Here is an 18,841-nt window from a genome sequence, read left to right on the forward strand (position 1 = left end):
TCAGACCTTTACCCCGGAGGCACTTCGACCTAGCCGCGGCTTGACGGGCGAGCATTTTGCACGAAAAGGCCAGATAGAGCAAAGGGAGTATTAGTCTAACTAGAGCGACTTAAGGCTCCAGCGGTTTTCTTTTAGCATTTCAATCGGGCGAAACTGGCTTTTGTAGGCCATTTTATGGCACTGCTCGATCCAATAGCCCAAATAGAGGTTGGGCAATCCCAGGCGCCTAGCCCATTCAATTTGATAGAGGATACAGTAGCTGCCCAGGCTCCGTTTGTCCTCATTGGGATCGAAGAAAGTATAGATAGCTGACAGTCCCGCGGTGAGAATATCAGTTACGGCCACAGCGACAAGCTTACCTCGGGCCCGCAGCTCGATATAGCGGGTGGCCCCCCAAGCCTGGCTGAGGAAGCTGCGATACTGTTCGCGGCTGGGTGGATACATTTCACCATCGGCGTGGCGCTGCTCGATATATCGAGCGTAAAGTTCGTAGTGTTCATCGGTATCGATGGACTCTATGTGAAAGATGTCCAGGTCCTTATTACGCTTCCAGCAGCGCCGCTGGTTGCGGTCGGGGACAAATAGGTTCACTGGTACGCGAGCAGGGACGCAGGCGCGACAGCTGGCGCATTGCGGGCGATACAGGTAGGCACCACTGCGTCTGAACCCCAGCTCTGAGAGACGGTTATACAGGCGTTGATCCACCTCTGTCTGCGGGTCTACAAAGACAGTGGTGGCCTCCCGGTCGGGCAGGTAGCCACACGGGTGGGGTAGGGTGGCCAGTAGGCGCACTGAATCCAGCTGAGAGTATTTACCCATAAGTCCACGAAAGCTTCCAAGGCTGCGGGAAAGACGGCAGGTTAATGCCGGTTTCCAGCCGTTGTTCGAAATCTTTACGACATATCTCGACTGCACCAAGACTACTGAGGTGAGGGTTACCCACCTGGCAGTCAATCAATGGACAGCCCCACAATTCTAATTGGCGAACGAGGTGGACAAAAGCGACTTTTGACGCATTTGTCTCCCGGTGGAACATTGACTCCCCGAAAAACACGCGCCCGAGGGTTATGCCATAGAGTCCGCCAACAAGTTGTCCATCGCGCCACACTTCTACAGAGTGGGCAAGGCCGCACTCGTGCATATCGATATAGGCATCGCACATCTCATCGGTGATCCAGGTGCCAGTTTCATTAGTCCTGGGGCCTCGGCAGCCTTCGATGACTTGAGCGAATGCCTGGTCAAAAGTCACTGAGAAAGTTTCTTTTCGCAGGAATTTGCGTAGACTGCGACCCACGCGAAACTCCTGTGGAATAACCACACAGCGGGGCGATGGGCTCCACCAGAGGATGGGTTGATCATCTGAATACCAGGGAAAGACACCGCGTTGGTAGGCAGCAACCAGCCACTCTGGGGTCAGGTCTCCCCCAGCAGCCAGTAAGCCGTTGGGGTCTTCCAGAGCATTTTCCGTAGATGGGAAGCCGATATTGGTGTGGTCGAGCCACATCAGGCGGCCCTGAGTATTCCCTGTCACGGCCGGACTCCTGTCGATAGGGAGGGAGATCCGGGCAGAAGGCGTCTACCCGGACAGGTCGCCTTACTTGTCAGCGTCTAGGAAGCGTTCTGCATCTAGAGCTGCCATGCAGCCGGTACCGGCAGAAGTGACCGCTTGGCGATAGATGTGGTCGGATACGTCGCCCGCAGCAAACACGCCAGGGACCGAGGTTTGGGTAGCATTGCCGGTCAGGCCGCTCTGGACAATCAAGTAGCCACCGTTCATCTCCAGCTGGCCCTCAAAGAGGCCGGTATTCGGCTTATGGCCGATAGCGATAAATACACCAGAAACGTCCAGTTCTTCGGTGGAGTCATCCTGAGTACTGCGAACACGCAGGCCGGTAACACCGTTATCATCGCCAAGCACCTCGTCCAGGGTGTGATTCCAGCAAACATTGATATTGCCGTTTTCCACCTTATCCATCAGGCGATCCTGAAGGATTTTCTCCGAGCGGAGTTCGTCGCGACGGTGGATCAGGGTTACCTCACTGGCGATATTGGAGAGATAGAGCGCCTCTTCAACAGCGGTGTTGCCACCCCCAATGACGGCTACTTTCTGATCGCGATAGAAAAAACCATCGCAAGTTGCACAAGCGCTGACACCGCGACCTTGGAAGGCTTCCTCAGAAGGTAGGCCAAGGTATTGCGCAGAGGCACCCGTGGCGATAATCAGTGAATCACAGGTGTAGGTTTCATTGCCTTTCAGGGTAAAAGGGCGCTGCTTGAGATCAACGGACTCGATATGATCGAAGATAATCTCAGTATCGAAGCGCTCAGCGTGTTGTTGCATTTGCACCATCAGGTCGGGACCTTGCAGTTCCGGTATACCGCCCGGCCAGTTCTCCACTTCTGTAGTCGTGGTCAGCTGCCCGCCTTGTTGCATGCCTGTGATAACTACTGGGTTTAGGTTCGCACGCGCCGCATAGATTGCCGCGGTGTAGCCAGCGGGGCCTGAACCGAGGACGATCAGTCGATGATGGTTATTACTCATGAAGCACTCTTTAACACTGTCTTTTTGCAAAGTTTACCCAGTGGACTGGGGGTTCACTTGTCCGGCCATTTTTTGATCAGGCGAGACTATCAAATTGGGCGACATAATAGGCGATATTTACGATCTGGCGAAATAGTTTGCCTTTATTTGTTCGATTGTAAGCTTCTATGTCTCTTTTCCTGTTCGCTAGGCGTTCTACCTAAGGCTCTGGGAGAGTTGTGAGGCTAGATGGGTCGGCGTGTATAACGCATTGAAAAATATAGAGAAATCGCTTATAGCGAAGAGTGTGAGTGTTTTCTTTGACGAGAACAGGGTGTCACAAATTAGAATGAGAATGGAGTTCGCAAGAGTTGAAAATTGAGATTAGGCTGCGCGACCGTTTGCCTTAGGCAGATAGGAAGACGGCCTAAATACGGGTTGTCAGTATGCGAAATAAAAGAAAGTTCATCCCCCTGAACCTGGAGGATGATCTGCTTGGCCACCCAACGACCTTTCTAACTTTGAGTGAGGAAGCTCAGGCGTTTGTATCCAAAATTATTGACGATTCCTTCTCTATTCGTTTTTCTATCGACTTTGAGCCCAACAGTAACCATAGGGCCAGTCTGCATGGCCCACCAGACCTGATCGACCTGTTCACATCGCTTAATCTGCAGGTCAGGTGCGATATCATTGCTGATGGCTACAATGTCGCGACACCAGAGAGAGCCGCCATCTACTGTGGTCAGCCTCAAGAGTTTGAAAAATTTGCCCTCGCCCTGGGGCTCGGTAATGACTGCAAGGTGCTCGATCTAATGTGTGGCTCGGGTACTGTCAGTTGCTATCTGTTCCAGTTTGCGCAAGAGCGGGGCATAACGATTCAGTGCAGCCTGTGTGATTCCCACTGCGAGCAGCTCGGTCTTATTGATCAAAACACCAGGCTAAAAGCCACCGATATCACTATTGCCGATGGGCGAGGGTTGCCATACCCCAATGAATTATTTGATGCGGTGGCGATCAAAATGGGTCTGCACGAGGTGCCTCAGGCTGACCAGCCCCTTGTGCTACAGGAAGCTCTCCGCATACTCAAGCCCGGAGGCCCTTTGGTAATTTGGGATTTGGTGCCAGGTTCAGGCGAAGTACAGGATTTGCTGTGCGCGCAGAAGAAAAAGATAAGCGCACTAACTCATCGGGAGTCGTTAATATTTGACCGTTTTTTTCTCCGGGAGGATCAACTGTTACGCTTGCTTGAGGATGTCGGATTTAAAGACACAGAGAGGGTGTCCAGAACCTATAGCCGCGACAGTACAATGGACAAGTTAAAAACTGAGTTTGGGGGCGATAAGTGCAAACTGGAAATTCTTAATTCCTATCTGCGTGAGCGAGTGACTCATGCAATCATTGATGAGGTTTGCTGGGAGGACTCCGGGCAAAATATCTCAATCATGATCCCAAATTGCATCTATCGCACGTACAAACCGGTTAATTTGGAAGACAATATACCGCTTACTGATACCTCCTCCCGATAATAGAAACCGGGAGCGCCTTTGGTGGTCGCCAGGGAGAATCGGAAAGGGTAACTTGTAAAATGTGTTGTCGGGCTTGCTTTCTGCAACAATGAAGACAAAATTTCGATGGAAAGCCGGCGGTTTGCAGCCCGAAGTACTTTCATCGGATCAAGATCCGACGTTAAAAAATACTGAATTATCGAGGTAAGCCATTGAAGGCCGAAAGCGCAGCTGAAAAAAATTCTGCGGAAAATAACCCACTGCCAGACTCCCTTATCGCCCGGTTTATCCGCGAAGGGGCATTAATCAGCCTTTTGGCCGGTGCTCTGTTACTGGCCATTAGCCTGCTTAGTTTTAGTTCGGAAGATCCAGGTTGGTCGCAAACTGGCAGTGCTCAGCAAATTCACAATGCCATCGGCCCGGCAGGTGCCTGGCTGGCCGATGTGTGCCTATCCCTATTGGGATGGATGGCTTATCTTTTTCCGCTGCTGATTGGTTTACGCGCTTATCGTATCCTGCGTGATCGCAATGCGCGCTTCCATTTCCCCCTGTTCGCCTTGAGGGTTTTCGGCCTTTTACTGCTCCTTGTCAGTGGTGCCGCGATCGCAACCCTTTGCTTTGCGTCAGCGGATAATCCATTGCCATTTACGAATGGTGGGATTATCGGCGGCGCACTATCTACGACACTGGGCTCCAGCCTTGGTTACGTGGGAGCGACAATTCTATTGCTGGCAGTATTTGCGATTGGGGTAACGGTGTTTACCGGTTTATCGTGGCTCAAGCTTGCTGAGACGATTGGTAGAAATGTTATCGGTCTGTTCGGTTTGATAGGAAGCTTGTATCAGCGCTGGCGGCAAAAACGCAGTGAGCAGAGAGTTGCCAGGGAAGCCATTGTGGTGCGTAAAGCTGTGGTGGAGGAAGAGAAGCAGAGAGTTGCCAAGAGAATTCCCCCAAAGATCGAACCTGTAATTCCCAAGCCAAAAACCAGCCCCAGAGCAGCCAAGGAAAAACAGCGGGAGTTGTTTAAGGCTGGTCCTGTCACCGGAACCCTGCCGCCCTTGGGTCTTCTTGATGCCCCGGATGAAAATAAAAAGGCCGGTTTTTCCAGGGAGTCGCTCGAAGCGCTTTCCCGGTTGTTGGAGCTGAAACTCAAAGATTTTGGTGTTGTTGCCGAAGTAGTATCTGTATTGCCCGGCCCGGTAGTAACGCGCTTTGAGATCCAGCCCGCGCCAGGGGTCAAAGTCAGTAAGATTTCCAATCTGGCAAAAGACTTGGCCCGTTCTCTCGCCGTTATCAGCGTGCGTGTAGTGGAGGTCATCCCGGGTAAGTCGGTGGTGGGTGTTGAGATTCCCAACGAGCACCGCCAAATGGTGCGGCTCAGTGAAGTGCTGTCGGCAGAAATTTACGACAATGCCAAGTCGCCATTGACTCTGGCGCTAGGCCAAGATATCTCCGGTTTACCGGTCGTGGCTGACCTGGCTAAGATGCCGCATTTGTTGGTGGCGGGTACCACCGGTTCTGGTAAGTCGGTAGGTATCAATGTGATGCTGTTGAGCCTCCTGTATAAGTCTACACCGGATGAAGTTCGTCTTATCTTGGTGGACCCAAAGATGCTGGAACTGTCGGTTTATGAGGGGATTCCACATCTGTTGACCCCGGTTATCACCGATATGAATGATGCTGCCAATGGCTTGCGGTGGTGTGTTGGTGAAATGGAGCGCCGCTATAAGCTGATGGCGGCGATGGGGGTGCGCAACCTGGCCGGTTTTAACCGGAAGGTGAGGGAAGCAGAGGAAGCTGGTGAGCCTCTTATAGATCCAGTCTGGCAACCTGACCCGGCTTCCAGTGTGCCAGAGGACCAGCAAACGGCACCGGCTTTAAAAGCTCTTCCAGCTATTGTGGTGGTTATTGACGAATTTGCTGACATGATGATGATTGTTGGCAAAAAAGTGGAACAGCTAATCGCCCGAATTGCCCAAAAGGCTCGCGCTGCGGGAATTCACTTACTGCTCGCAACCCAACGTCCATCGGTGGATGTTATCACTGGGTTAATTAAAGCCAACGTCCCTACCCGCATCGGTTTCCAGGTTTCCTCTAAAGTAGATTCCCGTACAATTCTTGATCAGGGGGGCGCTGAGCAATTGTTGGGGCATGGCGATATGCTGTATCTGCCGCCGGGCAGTGGCGTGCCCGTACGAGTACACGGTGCTTTTGTCGATGATCACGAAGTGCACAAAGTCGTTGCGGACTGGGGGCGTCGCGGTAAGCCCGAATATATTGATGGAATTGTCGACGACAGCAACAACAGTATCCCTGTCCCTGGATTACAGTCAGAAGGGGAGGAAGAAGACCCTGAAACCGATGCGCTCTACGATGAAGCGATTGCCTTTGTCACTAAATCGCGTAAGGCTTCAATCTCTTCGGTGCAGCGTCAGCTGCGCATTGGATACAATCGAGCGGCTCGAATTATCGATGCTATGGAAGCGGCTGGGGTAGTGTCTCCTGCTGGCCACAACGGCAATCGGGAGGTACTGGCTCCCCCGCCAGTCTGATGTGAGCTTAGTCCCGAGAGGGGGTGATGGGTTAAGCCCCTGTTCACTAAGTCGGGATTAATCTTTAAGGAAATCAATACGTTGGAACACAAATATGAAACGAATTCTGCATGGCCTGCTGCTTTCCCTGAGTGTTACTGCCAGCGCAGCCTGGGCTGATGCCACCGACGATCTCAGTAATTTACTCAAGCCGCTGGCGGCTCTCTCCGGTAGTTTTAAGCAAACGCTTATTGATGAGCGCGGTGAAATCACGCAAAAAAGTAATGGGAGTTTTTCGGTGCAGAGACCGGGCAAGTTGCGCTGGAAAACAGGTGAGCCTTATGCCCAACTATTGGTAACAAACAATAAGACTCTTTGGCTTTATGATCCGGACCTGGAGCAAGTGACCGTAAGGCCTGTTGATGCACGGATCAAAGAAACCCCAGCACTGTTACTTGGAGGGAAGGTGGAGGAGATCCGAGGTTCTTTTAATGTAAGTTTGAAAGAGGGGGGGTATCACCTGACACCTAAAAATCCTTCTGCACCCTTCAAAGCAATGGAAATTCGCTTTGCCAAAAATGGCCTGCCGACGGCTATGACTGTCCGCGATGGTATGGGGCAGATCACCAAGATCAAGTTCAGCAGTCTCAAGGCGAATCCAAAACTCGCTGCTTCCTTATTCGATTTCAAGCCCCCAGCCGGTACCGACATTATCAAAGATGAGTGACCTGTTTGATTCTCCGATAACCCATCAGCCTCTCGCAGCGCGTATACGGCCGCAAACTCTGGCTCACTATGTGGGTCAGTCGCATTTGCTGGGAGAGGGCAAGCCACTGCGTGAAGCGGTGGAACGCGGGCAACTGCATTCCATGATCCTGTGGGGCCCGCCGGGTGTCGGGAAAACCACTTTTGCCCGCCTTTTGGCCCAGGAGTGCGATGCCCGTTTCGCCACCTTGTCCGCAGTTCTTGCGGGGGTCAAGGATATCCGCCAGGCAGTGGCGGAGGCGGAGCAACACCGGATGCAATCTGGTCGCGGCACCATCCTGTTTGTGGATGAGGTACACCGTTTCAACAAGGCCCAGCAGGACGCATTTCTTCCCTATGTGGAGGAGGGCACGGTGACCTTTGTTGGTGCTACTACCGAAAATCCGGCGTTTGAGCTGAATAATGCACTCTTATCCCGTTGCCGGGTTTACCTTTTACGCAGTATTCCCGAAGCGGAGTTACTGGGACTGCTGCGATATGCTTTGGCGTCTGATGATCAGCTGCGCCAGCGCAATGTCAATGTTTCTGAAGAAGTCCTGGGCAAAATTGCCCTTGCTGCTGATGGTGATGCACGCAGCGCTCTAAACCTGCTAGAAGTCGCTTGTGACCTGGCTAGGGATGATGATGGTCACTTGGTGGTCGACGAGGGTGTACTCACGGAAGTGCTCAGTGCAGATGTTCGTCGTTTCGATAAAGGCGGCGATTATTTTTACGACCAGATTTCGGCGATGCACAAGTCGGTGCGGGGTTCAGATCCCGATGCTGCCCTCTACTGGTTTGTGCGTATGCTCGACGGGGGATGTGACCCCTTGTATGTTGCCCGCCGGGTAGTGCGTATGGCCAGCGAAGATATTGGCAATGCAGACCCGAGAGCATTGCAATTGGCGCTGAACGCCTGGGATGTCCAAGAGCGCCTGGGAAGCCCCGAAGGAGAGCTGGCTATTGCCCAGGCCATTATTTATCTGGCAGTGGCAGCAAAAAGCAACGCGGTTTATTCAGCGTACAAACGCGTGGTGGCTGATGTTCGTCACGATCCCAGTTATGAAGTCCCAGTCCATTTGCGCAATGCGCCCACCAAGTTGGCGAAGAGCCTGTCTCATGGGGCGGAGTACCGCTACGCCCATGATGAGCCCGATGCCTTCGCCGCTGGCGAAAACTATCTTCCTGAGGAAATTGCTGACCGCCGGTATTACCATCCGGTGCCTCGGGGGCTGGAGTTAAAAATCTCAGAAAAGTTACAGACGCTGCGCCACAGTAATCGTAAGAGCGACCAGCAGCGTTACAAAAACCAGAAATAGGCGCAGGGAAGAGAGTAAATGCAGTGGTTGGCTATCGCTCTGGGTGGCGCGTTTGGGGCAATACTTCGTCATCTGGTTAGTATCTGGAGCTATCCGGTTTTTGAGGGTCGGTTTCCTTTAGGTACTTTGATCGTCAATATTATCGGTTCTTTTTTGATCGGCATCGCCTATGTATTGATCGCCCAGCGCGCAATGTTGGGTGAGGAGTGGCGCTTGCTGTTGATGACAGGGATGTTTGGCGCCCTTACCACCTTCTCCACTTTCTCCCTAGAAAGCCTGATACTGTGGCACAATGGCCAGCCTTTAGTGGCCATTGGCTATATTGTCGGCAGCTTTATTGGTTGTCTGCTAGCTACCGGAGCTGCTGTCGCATTGGCGACGAGGTATTTTTAATTTAACTTCTTTGTTGTAGGAGCCTGATAACAGGCGAACTGGAAACGATGCTCGATCCCAAACTGATTCGCACGGATATGGACCAGGTGGCCGCGGCCCTGAAAAAACGCGGTGTAGAACTGGATACTGACAAACTTGAAGCCCTTGAGGAGCGCCGCAAAGAATTGCAAGTGCGCACCGAGAGCCTGCAAAACGAGCGCAATAGTAAGTCGAAAAATATCGGCCGGGCAAAAGCCAGCGGTGAAGATATTGCTCCGCTGTTGAAAGAGGTCGAATCCCTCGGTGGCGAATTGCAAAATGCCAAGCACGCGTTAGCTGTATTGCAGGAAGAGCTGGATACTATTTTATCCGCGATTCCAAATCTGCCAGACGCCTCGGTACCAGAGGGTAAAAGTGAGGACGACAATGTCGAGATTCGCCGCTGGGGCCAGCCGCGTAGATTCGACTTTGAGGTAAAGGATCACGTGGACTTGGGCACTCAATTGGGTGGCCTCGACTTTGAAATGGCGGTGAAGCTGACAGGTTCGCGATTTGCCGTAATGACTGGTGAAGTTGCTCGTCTGCATCGCGCGCTGGCCCAGTTTATGCTGGATACCCATATCGAAGAGCACGGTTATAAAGAAACCAACGTGCCGGTCATAGTTAACGGCGATTCTTTATATGGTACTTCCCAGTTGCCTAAATTTGAGGAAGACCTGTTTAAGCTCCAGGACGAGCGCGGTTTCTACCTGATTCCCACGGCAGAAGTACCGTTGACCAATATGTATCGAGATCATATTGTTAAAGACGGTCAGACTCTGCCACACAAACTGGTAGCACACACGACCTGCTTCCGTTCTGAAGCGGGTTCTCACGGTCGCGATACGCGGGGCATGATTCGTCAGCACCAGTTTGAAAAAGTGGAGTTGGTATGGGTCACCCGCCCGGATCAGTCTGAAGAGGCGCTCGAAACCCTCACGCAAAATGCTGAAACTATTTTGCAGAAACTGAACCTGCCGTACCGTACTGTTATTCTTTGCGGTGGTGATATTGGGTTTGCTGCTCGCAAAACTTACGATATTGAAGTTTGGATTCCCTCTCAGGACAAGTACCGCGAAATCTCTTCTTGCTCTCTGGTGGGCGATTTCCAGGCGCGTCGAATGAAAGCTCGTTGGCGCAATCCTGAAACCAATAAGCCGGAACTCGTGCACACCTTGAATGGCTCAGGCCTCGCCGTTGGGCGTACCCTAATCGCGGTTCTTGAAAATTACCAACGCGGGGATGGCAGTATTGAGGTTCCCGAAGTGCTGCGTCCCTATATGCGCGGCCAGGAAGTAATCCCCGCTTCCTGAGCATAGTTACCTGAAAGGCGAGCTTTATGTTCGCCTTTTTTATTATTGGAACTGAATTTCACCCCGCCTGCTATTTGATGGAATAAGAAGTTGCGCTATTTACCCCTCGGATTTGATGTCAAAGACCGTTCCTGCCTGATTGTTGGTGGTGGCTCAATAGCCACCCGCAAGGCTCGCCTTCTCAACAAGGCGGGTGCACGCCTGATAGTGGTTTCGCCAGAAATTACCGATGAACTTCGACAGTTGTCTGCCGGTTCCGGTGGGGAGTGGTATAAATCAGGTTATGCGGTTGATTATCTACAGCAAGCTGAGTTGGTGGTTGCGGCATCCGATAGCGAAGTAATCAATGCGCAGGTATCTGCGGATGCGCAAGCCCAGCGTTTGCCAGTCAATGCGGTAGATGCCCCGGAATTGTGTACTTTTACTTTTCCCGCCATCGTTGAGCGGGGAGACCTTTCCATCGGCATTAGCAGTGGCGGGGCTGCCCCGGTACTGGCGCGGAGGATTCGCGCTCAGCTTGAAGCATTATTATCGCCAGGGCTGGGACCGCTGGTGGACCTGGCGGCACGGATGCGTGCCAGGGTCAAAGCGGCATTGCCAGAAGCCCGGCGAAAAAATTTTTGGGAGTGGGTGTTTGCCGGACCCGTCGCTAACCGAATAGAGGCCGGTCAGCTGGAGGATGCTGAAAATGAAATTCTTAAAGCCTTAAGGGACTGGCAAGGCAACCCCAGCCCAGTGGGTGAGGTTTACCTGGTAGGCGGTGGACCAGGTGATCCCGACCTTCTCACCTTTCGTGCGTTGCGTTTAATGCAGCAGGCGGATGTTGTACTTTACGATCGCTTGGTCTCGCCGGAAGTAATGGAACTGGTGCGCCGGGATGCGGAGCGTATCTACGTGGGTAAGAAAAAAGCGTTTCACGCAGTACCGCAGGATGATATTAACCAGTTACTGGTCAACTTGGCCCGTGATGGTAAAAAGGTGTTGCGCCTGAAGGGAGGGGACCCCTTTATATTTGGTCGCGGTGGCGAAGAAATTGATAAATTGTCGGAGGCTGGAATCCCTTTTCAGGTGGTACCGGGTATTACTGCGGCCTCCGGTTGCGCCAGTTATGCGGGTATTCCTTTGACGCACCGTGATCACGCTCAATCCGTGCGATTTATCACCGGGCACTTGAAAGACGGCAGTCTGGACCTCCCCTGGAAAGAGCTTGCGGGCCCTGGACAAACCCTGGTTTTCTATATGGGGCTCACCGGTCTGCAAACAATTTGCGCCCAATTGATCAATCATGGGCTTGATCAGGGAACACCGGCCGCTTTGGTTGAGAAAGGCACGACACAGGAACAGCGAGTGGTTGTCGGGGATTTAACCAGTCTACCTGGACTGGCAGAAAACAGCGAAGTTCGAGCGCCAACATTAACCATTATTGGGGGTGTAGTTGGCTTGCGTGAAAAGCTTCAATGGTTTCGGCCAGACTGAGGGTAATGGCGGCAGCAAGCGCTGATACAGAGAGTACCTATACTCAAAGAGTACTCTCTGTGTGGTGTTCAAAATGCTACTTGCATTTATCCGCTTCTATTGCACCAATATTATGCGCTTCTTTCTTCCTCCGGGACGCGAAATTGCCGATTCTTCTGAGCTTGATAGTCATACCCGACGTTACACCTATCACTATCAGCAAAAGAAAGTCTGGGTAAAAAACCTTTGGATTTTATCCTCCGCACTTATGTTGTGCTTTCCGATACTGCCCTTTGTCCTGAGCCTCACTTTTTTTACCACTTTCCTGTCTTTTGCGATTCTGGATGAAACTGCTTAGTGGCTTCTTAATTCAAAGTGAGCCGGTAACGGGGCTCGCGTTCCACCAGAGGTGAGGCATTGCCTTCCGTCCAATCTTTATGACCGTTGCCATAGAAAGGGGAGAGTGGATGGGCACTCTGTCCGGTTGGCATATGAAATATTCCGTCGGAATCTCGCCCGGGGGCTACCACCAAGCGCTGTGATGCCCCGTGGCTTGGTGACTGAAAACGGGGCATGTGGGTATCGCCGGGGAGAGGCTCTGCTGGCATTGCCAGAAACCAGTTGAGAAGCGGCACCGCTTTGCCCAGTGGGTGCTGAATTCGCGCGGTATTTTGGGCTCCCCAGGTCTGCTGCTGAAGGGGTTGATTACTTGTCCCCATTTTCTCCAGTACTTTATCCAATGCGGCCAGTTTTATTGCGTTCCAGGATTCAAAATCCGGATTGAGTAATTGTTGCGGTTCCTGTTGAACCATCTCCCATAAAGGGTACTCAAATTGCTGCTTTAGTTGGCCAAAAGAAAAATTGGGCTGATAGCGGCGCATGTACGTCAAAATTGGCGCTGTTGTTAGTTCCATCAGCTTCAGTCGATAGTTGCGGACAATTCGATAACCCACAGAATCGACACTGGAGTGGCCTTGCCAGTTTTGCACCTGGTCGTAAATTTCGCTATAGCCCTCCTGCCCATCAAGTAATGACAGAAGATGTTGCTGCCATCGTTCAAGAAATACAGCTCGATTATCCAGCTGTATATCCAGCAAGTCTTGCTCATTGAATTGTTCCCGTGCAAAGAGTCGGTCGCGGATCTGCTGCTGCCGGGCACCGAGGGCATAGCCGTGATTTCCAATAATTTTCAGGTACTCACTGTCGACTATTCGCGCATTGGCGCTCCAAATTCGGTGCGAGGGCGGGTTGTATAAACGGGGTTGCTCTTGAGTGGATAAATAGCCATCCCAATAGACATCACCATCTGCCCAGCTCAACGAGCGACTGCCATTAAAGCCCACCCGCTTTGGAATGGCTCCGGCCACGGACCAGCCAATATTTCCCTCCTTGTCCCCGACCACTAAATTCTGGTGTGGGATACCGAGGGAAGCGCCAAGGTCTAGAGCTTCCTGTGCCGAACGGACTGTCTCAATATTCAGTAGATTCATATTCCCGCCGGAAATATCGTGCGCGACCCAGCGAAAGGCCAAAGGCGTACCATTGTAGTTTGTGTCAATGACCGGGCCCCAGATCGTTGAGCGGACTTCCATAATGTCGGAGTCCCCTCCTTTAATAGCGATCTCCTCTTGTTCAATACTGAAGTTTCTCCAGCCCTCCGGGGTTTTGTACTGAGTGCCATCCTCACTGAGTTCAAGCGGGATTAAGTCACTCCAATCACCGCCGGTATTAGTGAAGCCCCAGGCCACGAGTTCGTTACTCCCTGCCACCACAATGGGAGAACCCGGAAGGGTGACCCCTCGCATAAATCTATTGCTGCCCGGTATATTCCAACCCGCCCGAAACCAGATGTTGGGCACGCTGAGTCCTAAGTGCATATCATTGGCAAGAATGGCACCACCGTGCTCGGTCAGCTCGCCACCAACTACCCAATTATTACTGCCGTAAATTTTGTCATCACTCTCCATTGGCTGGTAGGCGATGGTGTCTTGTTTATCTAAAAGGGCGGAAATTGGTGTTTTAGGAATGCTAACTTTTGCACGCGCATTGCCAAATAGTGGAGCATCCCATCGGCCTCCTTCGGGGAAGTAGAAGGCGTAGAGGTCCTCTGGAAGCAGTTCAGCTAGAGCGGTATCGCGAAGTTCGAAACGCCCTTTTGCACTCTGTAATGTCAGGTACATGCTATAGACGGTTAGCAGGCTGTCGGCGGTATTCCAGGGACGAGGTTCCAGGCCCAGCAACAGATATTCCCAGGGATTTTCCGCAAGGCTATTCAAGCCAAAGTTCACCCCATTTACATATTGTGCCAATAATTCCCTTTGCTTTATTGGCATTGCAGCAATATTGCGTTCGGCTCTTTTTCGGAACTGATGAATGCGTACCTTTTTATCCTGGCTGAGTGCCGCTGACCCTACTAGCTCTGATAATTCACCGGATGAATTTCGACGCAATAGATCCATTTGAAAAAAACGTTCCTGCGCATGCAAGAATCCCAGGGCAAAAGCGGAGCTATTACGATTTTCTGAACGAATTAGAGGAACACCTTGGGTATCGCGCTCTATGGTCACGGGCGCTTTAAGTTCACCAGTGGTGATGGTTCCAACAAGGATGGCTAGGCTTTGTCTGAGCCATAACCAGGCCGCAATTAAAAATAAAACGACCAATGCCCCGATTCCCAGTAATAGTTTTGAATAAAATTTTTTCAAGTATGGAAAGTTTGCCATTGTAATTCCCACTGAATTTCTGAGTTGATGTCGGTACCACTTCTTTGTGCAATTCTAATTTTTCTAGGTAAGTTACCGGGAGATACAAGGAGTAACTTTTGGTGACAAAATCCGAGATTAATATTCCCGGATTTTCCTGTCATTCCCTGCTATCCCCCTAAGAACTGACTGGTCACGAGAAAAAAATCATCGCAGGGTTTTAAATAGGAATACGCGATCGTAAGATGGCGTGCAATAACAAAAACAATAACAAATCGAGAACATCACGCTGTATAACAATAAACGCGAGGACGCGATGATGCACGATGTTGGTAGAGCTGTAATTAACCGTAAATTTAGTCTTTCCATTCTTTCTGGGACCATTGCTTTTCTCACTGCTGTTGCCAGTCCTGTGCAGGCTGCGGAAATCGAGGAAGTTGTTGTTACGGCTCAGAAGCGAGCGGAAAATTTACAAGATGTACCTATCGCGATTTCCGCTTTCACCGGTGACAATATAAAAGATGCGGGTGTCAAAAACCTGACGGAACTGGGTAAATATACGCCTGGTGTCGAAATGCACAACGATACGGCCCTGCAACCGACCTACAGCATTCGTGGTGTGCAAACCAACGATTGGACCATCGGTTCCGATCCTGCGGTGGCAGTTTATGTGGATGGAATTTATACCGGGCGCAGTGCAGGTGCAGAGATACCACTGACCGATATTGAGAGGGTAGAAGTACTTAAAGGTCCACAAGGCACACTGTTTGGTCGTAATGCCACAGGGGGCGCCATTCATATTATTACCACCAAGCCTCAGGCTGATGATTCGGTCGAGTTGAACCTGACCGCAGGTAATTATGGGCGCCAATCATCAGATTTTTTGGTGAATCGACAAATTACTGACCATCTTTATGGTCGCTTTTCGGTGTCTAGCAACCGCCGCGACGCTTTTGCCGATAACCTCGACAGTGGTTTTTCAGTCGGTGATCAGGATACACAAACTTACCGTGCTTCGGTATTGTGGGAGCCGGCGACAGATACAGAGGTACTGTGGCGGGCCGACTATGGGGTGATGGACCAGGGTAGTGCTCTGCGGACAACCATAGTGCCTAGTCTGAAGGAAGATACCGACGTATTTGGCGATTACGCCCTGGATACGCCGACAATTGAAGATCGGGAATCATTTGGGACTTCCCTGACCATTACCAAGGATTTCGAAAACTTCACCCTTACTTCAATTACAGCTTACCGCGGATTTGATGCGCACCTGCAGCAAGATGAAGATGGTACTGCCAACCCAGACTATATGTTTGGCTCAGCCAATACCGACGATCAGAGCCAGTTCTCACAGGAATTCCGCCTTAGTGGCGCTACAGATACGATCAAGTGGACTGTGGGAGCCTCTTACTCTGAAGAGGAGGTGGATCACACGACCTACGCCAATTTCACCACAGGGTCGGTGGAATCCTTTGCCGTTTACGAGGGGATCAAGGCCGCCTATCCCGATTTGACGCAAACAGAGCAAGAGGACTTGGCAGTTATCACCCGTGGCCAGTTACAGCAGGCGGGGCTGGAGGGGGTCGCAAGTGCCACCTTTGTCTATGACCTGATGCTGCAAACCGGCCAGGTGGATGAGCTGCTTACTGTTCTGGGCGCTCCAGACAGCATTACCAGCGATATGCTTTATGCCGAGGATGTAGTCGGACAAATGATGGCTGGTTTTAATCCCTGGATCGCTTCTGATACGCCCTGGGGTGAGACAGTTCGCAACACCGGCGATTATCGTTCCAGTGCTATCTATGGCGATATGACCTGGAGTATGACCGATAAGCTGGATCTGACTGTCGGTGCTCGATATACCTACGATCAGAAAGATTTCACTATTCAAACGGCCTATGGCAACAGTATTCCGTTATCGCTGTCCGGAGGAACGGTTCGTCTGGTCGACGGAGACGGTAACTTTATTGGCGATATGACGCTGCCGGAAATCGACTTGGGGTCTCAATTATTCGGAATCGTATTTTTCAATAATGGTCAGCCGGTATTGGATTCCAAATTGAGTAACAGTTGGAGCGATATTTCGGGGCGCATTGTGCTGGATTACCGCTGGAACGAAGATGTAATGACTTATGTCTCCCTGGCGGATGGTTTTAAAGCGGGTGGATTCAACAGTCTTAATTTTGGCCCTGGCGTAGAGTCCTCCTTTGACCAGGAAGATGTGGTCAACCTGGAAGTTGGACTTAAAAGCAGCCTATTTGATAACCGGGTTCGTCTAAATACTTCTGTTTATTCGTATAAATACAAAAACCTTCAGGAACTGGACTTGGTCGGTACCCCCATACCCAGCTACAACCTGAGAAACTCTGATGCCGAGGGCGCCGGGGCTGAGATTGAAGTGCAGTGGGCGGTCACTGACAGCCTGTTCGTCGCCGGTAATTACTCTTACCTGGATACAGAGTTTACCGATTACCAGATTATCGAAGCGATCGGTGAGACTGAAGAAGATTCCAAGGTGGGCCAGTCGAGGGTCTCCACTCCGGAAAATAAGTTTAACTTGATGGCCGAGTACACAGTTGATCTGGCCTCTGGGGGCGAGTTTATCTTCCGGGGTGACTACAACTGGACTGATGAACGTATTGGTTCGATTACTGATCGAACGCGTATCGTCGAAGACTACCAGTTGTTTAATTTACGTGCTGCTTGGAATAGTGCCTCGGATAATTACTCACTTGCGCTCTGGGTACAGAACCTGACTGATGAGGAGATAGCGGGTGGCTATGGCGGCACCGGTGCCGCGATTGGTGCTAGTCCGGCCTGGCGCTTTATGCCGAGGATGTACGGTGCAGATTTAACAGTAAGATTTTAATGAGTTATTGATGTCAGCATGATGAGAGAGTGGGCCGGTTTATCCGGCCATTTTTTTCTTCTAATCTATTGAAAGAATAAACTGGCGCGTATCGCTTCTTGTTGGTCAGCAGCCCCCTAGGTTTACACCTAAAACTGCGTATGATGATTTCAACAGAGAAGAATTGTGTCGCAGTTGATTACTGATATGGCAATACTTGCAGGTGAAGTACCTTTAGAGGAAGTACAAGATCAACTCCTTAGCTTTTATCAAAAAGTTCGAGGAGAGACTGAGGGTCTCGCAGCATCGCTATCCGCTGAGGATATGCAGCTGCAATCGATGCCTGATGCCAGCCCTACCAAGTGGCATCTAGCGCACACTAGTTGGTTTTTCGAAACTTTTGTTCTGGCCTCCCGGCTGCCGGGTTATCAAGTGTTTAACCCCCACTTCAATCACCTATTCAACTCCTACTACAACAGCCTGGGTACGCCCTTCTCACGTTCGGAGAGGGGACTGATTTCGCGACCGGATCTTGGCCAGATCTACGAATATCGCAAGGCTGTTGATGTGGGTATGCAAACACTACTCAGTGACTACCCGGTATCGCCAAATCTGGCTTCCCTGATTCAGCTGGGCCTGAATCATGAGCAGCAACACCAAGAGCTGATATTGACAGATATCAAACATGCACTGTCAGTAAATCCGATGGCTCTGGCCTACAGCGATGCCTTGCCTGAAGATGAGGGCTACCCCTTAGAACCACTGCGGTGGCTCAAGATACCCCGGGGATTTTATGGAATTGGCAGCGATGGTAACAGCTTTTGCTTTGATAATGAGAGGCCCGAACACCAGCAGTTTGTCGATGAATTTAGAATAGCCTCCCGCTTAATTACCAATGGCGAATATCTCGAGTTTATCCAAGATGGTGGTTATGAAAAACACCGGTTGTGGCTGTCAGATGGTTGGTCGCTGATACAACAGAATCAGTATAAGAGCCCCTGTTATTGGCGTCGTAACGAGAGCGGCTGGCAACAATATTCACTTCACGGTTCGGTAACATTGAATCGATCTGAACCAGTTTACCATCTTTCCTTTTATGAAGCCGATGCTTTTGCTACTTGGGCAGGAAAGCGGTTGCCGACTGAGTTTGAATGGGAAGCTGCCGCATGTCACTTGCGTCGGCCTGACCAAATGGCGATAGCCAACTTCCTTGAGAAACGGCACTTTAAACCACTACAGGCACAGCGCGGACATACCCAATTCTTGGGTGATTTATGGGAGTGGACTTCCAGTGCTTACCTTCCTTATCGTCGATTTAGAACAAGGGCGGATGCGGTAGGGGAATATAACGGGAAATTTATGTGTAACCAGAAGGTCTTGCGTGGTGGATCTTTTGCAACACCAGCAGACCACATTAGGATCAGTTACCGCAACTTCTTTTATCCACATCAATCGTGGCAATTTACCGGTATCCGTTTGGCAGGAGACTGAA

At 51.1% G+C, this 18,841-nt stretch carries 14 protein-coding genes; 10 read left to right on the forward strand and 4 right to left on the reverse strand.

Going from position 1 to position 18,841, the window contains the following annotated elements:
- Positions 1 to 99 precede the first annotated feature (99 nt).
- The 3 genes from MO867_RS08260 to trxB form a co-directional block, all read right to left on the reverse strand.
- The gene (locus tag MO867_RS08260) at positions 100 to 819 is read right to left on the reverse strand and encodes an arginyltransferase (protein WP_252465870.1); all 720 of its coding nucleotides are present in this window, start codon (positions 817 to 819) and stop codon (positions 100 to 102) included.
- Complete coding sequence (gene aat, locus MO867_RS08265) at positions 812 to 1,504, reverse strand: leucyl/phenylalanyl-tRNA--protein transferase (protein WP_256473890.1); 693 nt, start codon at positions 1,502 to 1,504, stop codon at positions 812 to 814. Before aat ends, MO867_RS08260 begins: the two co-directional genes overlap by 8 nt.
- A 90-nt stretch (positions 1,505 to 1,594) precedes the next feature.
- Positions 1,595 to 2,542, reverse strand: a complete 948-nt coding sequence (trxB, locus tag MO867_RS08270) for a thioredoxin-disulfide reductase (RefSeq protein ID WP_252465872.1) — start codon at positions 2,540 to 2,542, stop codon at positions 1,595 to 1,597.
- 425 nt (positions 2,543 to 2,967) lie between these two features.
- On the opposite strand from trxB, the gene MO867_RS08275 reads away from it, so the two are divergent.
- From MO867_RS08275 to MO867_RS08310, 8 genes are all read left to right on the forward strand, one after another.
- Entirely contained in the window at positions 2,968 to 4,047 is a 1,080-nt protein-coding gene (locus MO867_RS08275; RefSeq protein WP_252465873.1) for a class I SAM-dependent methyltransferase, read from the forward strand.
- Positions 4,048 to 4,238: 191 nt separating this feature from the next.
- Positions 4,239 to 6,578, forward strand: a complete 2,340-nt coding sequence (locus tag MO867_RS08280; RefSeq protein ID WP_305884239.1) for a DNA translocase FtsK — start codon at positions 4,239 to 4,241, stop codon at positions 6,576 to 6,578.
- A 94-nt stretch (positions 6,579 to 6,672) separates the two neighbouring features.
- Positions 6,673 to 7,284, forward strand: a complete 612-nt coding sequence (gene lolA / locus MO867_RS08285; RefSeq protein WP_252465874.1) for an outer membrane lipoprotein periplasmic chaperone LolA — start codon at positions 6,673 to 6,675, stop codon at positions 7,282 to 7,284.
- Positions 7,277 to 8,620: a replication-associated recombination protein A gene (locus tag MO867_RS08290; protein WP_252465875.1), complete on the forward strand. Its 1,344-nt coding sequence runs from the start codon at positions 7,277 to 7,279 to the stop codon at positions 8,618 to 8,620. The genes lolA and MO867_RS08290 overlap by 8 nt, the downstream gene beginning before the upstream one ends.
- Before the next feature lie 18 nt (positions 8,621 to 8,638).
- Complete coding sequence (crcB, locus tag MO867_RS08295) at positions 8,639 to 9,013, forward strand: fluoride efflux transporter CrcB (protein WP_252465876.1); 375 nt, start codon at positions 8,639 to 8,641, stop codon at positions 9,011 to 9,013.
- 47 nt (positions 9,014 to 9,060) lie between these two features.
- Positions 9,061 to 10,344, forward strand: a complete 1,284-nt coding sequence (gene serS, locus MO867_RS08300) for a serine--tRNA ligase (protein WP_252465877.1) — start codon at positions 9,061 to 9,063, stop codon at positions 10,342 to 10,344.
- Positions 10,345 to 10,434: 90 nt separating this feature from the next.
- Entirely contained in the window at positions 10,435 to 11,820 is a 1,386-nt protein-coding gene (cysG, locus tag MO867_RS08305) for a siroheme synthase CysG (RefSeq protein WP_252465878.1), read from the forward strand.
- A 73-nt stretch (positions 11,821 to 11,893) separates the two neighbouring features.
- Positions 11,894 to 12,157 (forward strand): hypothetical protein, encoded by a 264-nt coding sequence (locus tag MO867_RS08310; protein WP_252465879.1) that lies wholly within the window; start codon positions 11,894 to 11,896, stop codon positions 12,155 to 12,157.
- A 7-nt stretch (positions 12,158 to 12,164) separates the two neighbouring features.
- Here the strand turns inward: MO867_RS08310 and MO867_RS08315 are convergent, their stop codons facing one another.
- Entirely contained in the window at positions 12,165 to 14,522 is a 2,358-nt protein-coding gene (locus MO867_RS08315) for a penicillin acylase family protein (protein ID WP_252465880.1), read from the reverse strand.
- Positions 14,523 to 14,817: 295 nt separating this feature from the next.
- Between MO867_RS08315 and MO867_RS08320 the strand changes: the two genes are divergently transcribed.
- Together MO867_RS08320 and egtB are read left to right on the forward strand one after the other, a co-directional pair.
- A complete protein-coding gene (locus tag MO867_RS08320; RefSeq protein ID WP_252465881.1) occupies positions 14,818 to 17,370 on the forward strand; it encodes a TonB-dependent receptor in 2,553 nt (850 codons plus the stop codon).
- A gap of 165 nt (positions 17,371 to 17,535) precedes the next feature.
- Positions 17,536 to 18,840: an ergothioneine biosynthesis protein EgtB gene (egtB, locus tag MO867_RS08325; RefSeq protein ID WP_252465882.1), complete on the forward strand. Its 1,305-nt coding sequence runs from the start codon at positions 17,536 to 17,538 to the stop codon at positions 18,838 to 18,840.
- The last annotated feature ends 1 nt before the right edge of the window (position 18,841 follow it).

It is taken from the genome of Microbulbifer okhotskensis (genome assembly GCF_023895975.1).
Lineage (GTDB): Bacteria > Pseudomonadota > Gammaproteobacteria > Pseudomonadales > Cellvibrionaceae > Microbulbifer > Microbulbifer okhotskensis.

Coding starts and splice junctions, on each gene's coding strand:
- MO867_RS08315 (WP_252465880.1), bottom strand. CDS start 14,522: ATGGCAAACTTTCCATACTTGAAAAAATTTTATTCAAAACTATTACTG.
- aat (WP_256473890.1), bottom strand. CDS start 1,504: ATGTGGCTCGACCACACCAATATCGGCTTCCCATCTACGGAAAATGCT.
- lolA (WP_252465874.1), top strand. CDS start 6,673: ATGAAACGAATTCTGCATGGCCTGCTGCTTTCCCTGAGTGTTACTGCC.
- serS (WP_252465877.1), top strand. CDS start 9,061: ATGCTCGATCCCAAACTGATTCGCACGGATATGGACCAGGTGGCCGCG.
- MO867_RS08320 (WP_252465881.1), top strand. CDS start 14,818: ATGATGCACGATGTTGGTAGAGCTGTAATTAACCGTAAATTTAGTCTT.
- crcB (WP_252465876.1), top strand. CDS start 8,639: ATGCAGTGGTTGGCTATCGCTCTGGGTGGCGCGTTTGGGGCAATACTT.
- MO867_RS08260 (WP_252465870.1), bottom strand. CDS start 819: ATGGGTAAATACTCTCAGCTGGATTCAGTGCGCCTACTGGCCACCCTA.
- trxB (WP_252465872.1), bottom strand. CDS start 2,542: ATGAGTAATAACCATCATCGACTGATCGTCCTCGGTTCAGGCCCCGCT.
- MO867_RS08290 (WP_252465875.1), top strand. CDS start 7,277: ATGAGTGACCTGTTTGATTCTCCGATAACCCATCAGCCTCTCGCAGCG.
- MO867_RS08310 (WP_252465879.1), top strand. CDS start 11,894: ATGCTACTTGCATTTATCCGCTTCTATTGCACCAATATTATGCGCTTC.
- MO867_RS08275 (WP_252465873.1), top strand. CDS start 2,968: ATGCGAAATAAAAGAAAGTTCATCCCCCTGAACCTGGAGGATGATCTG.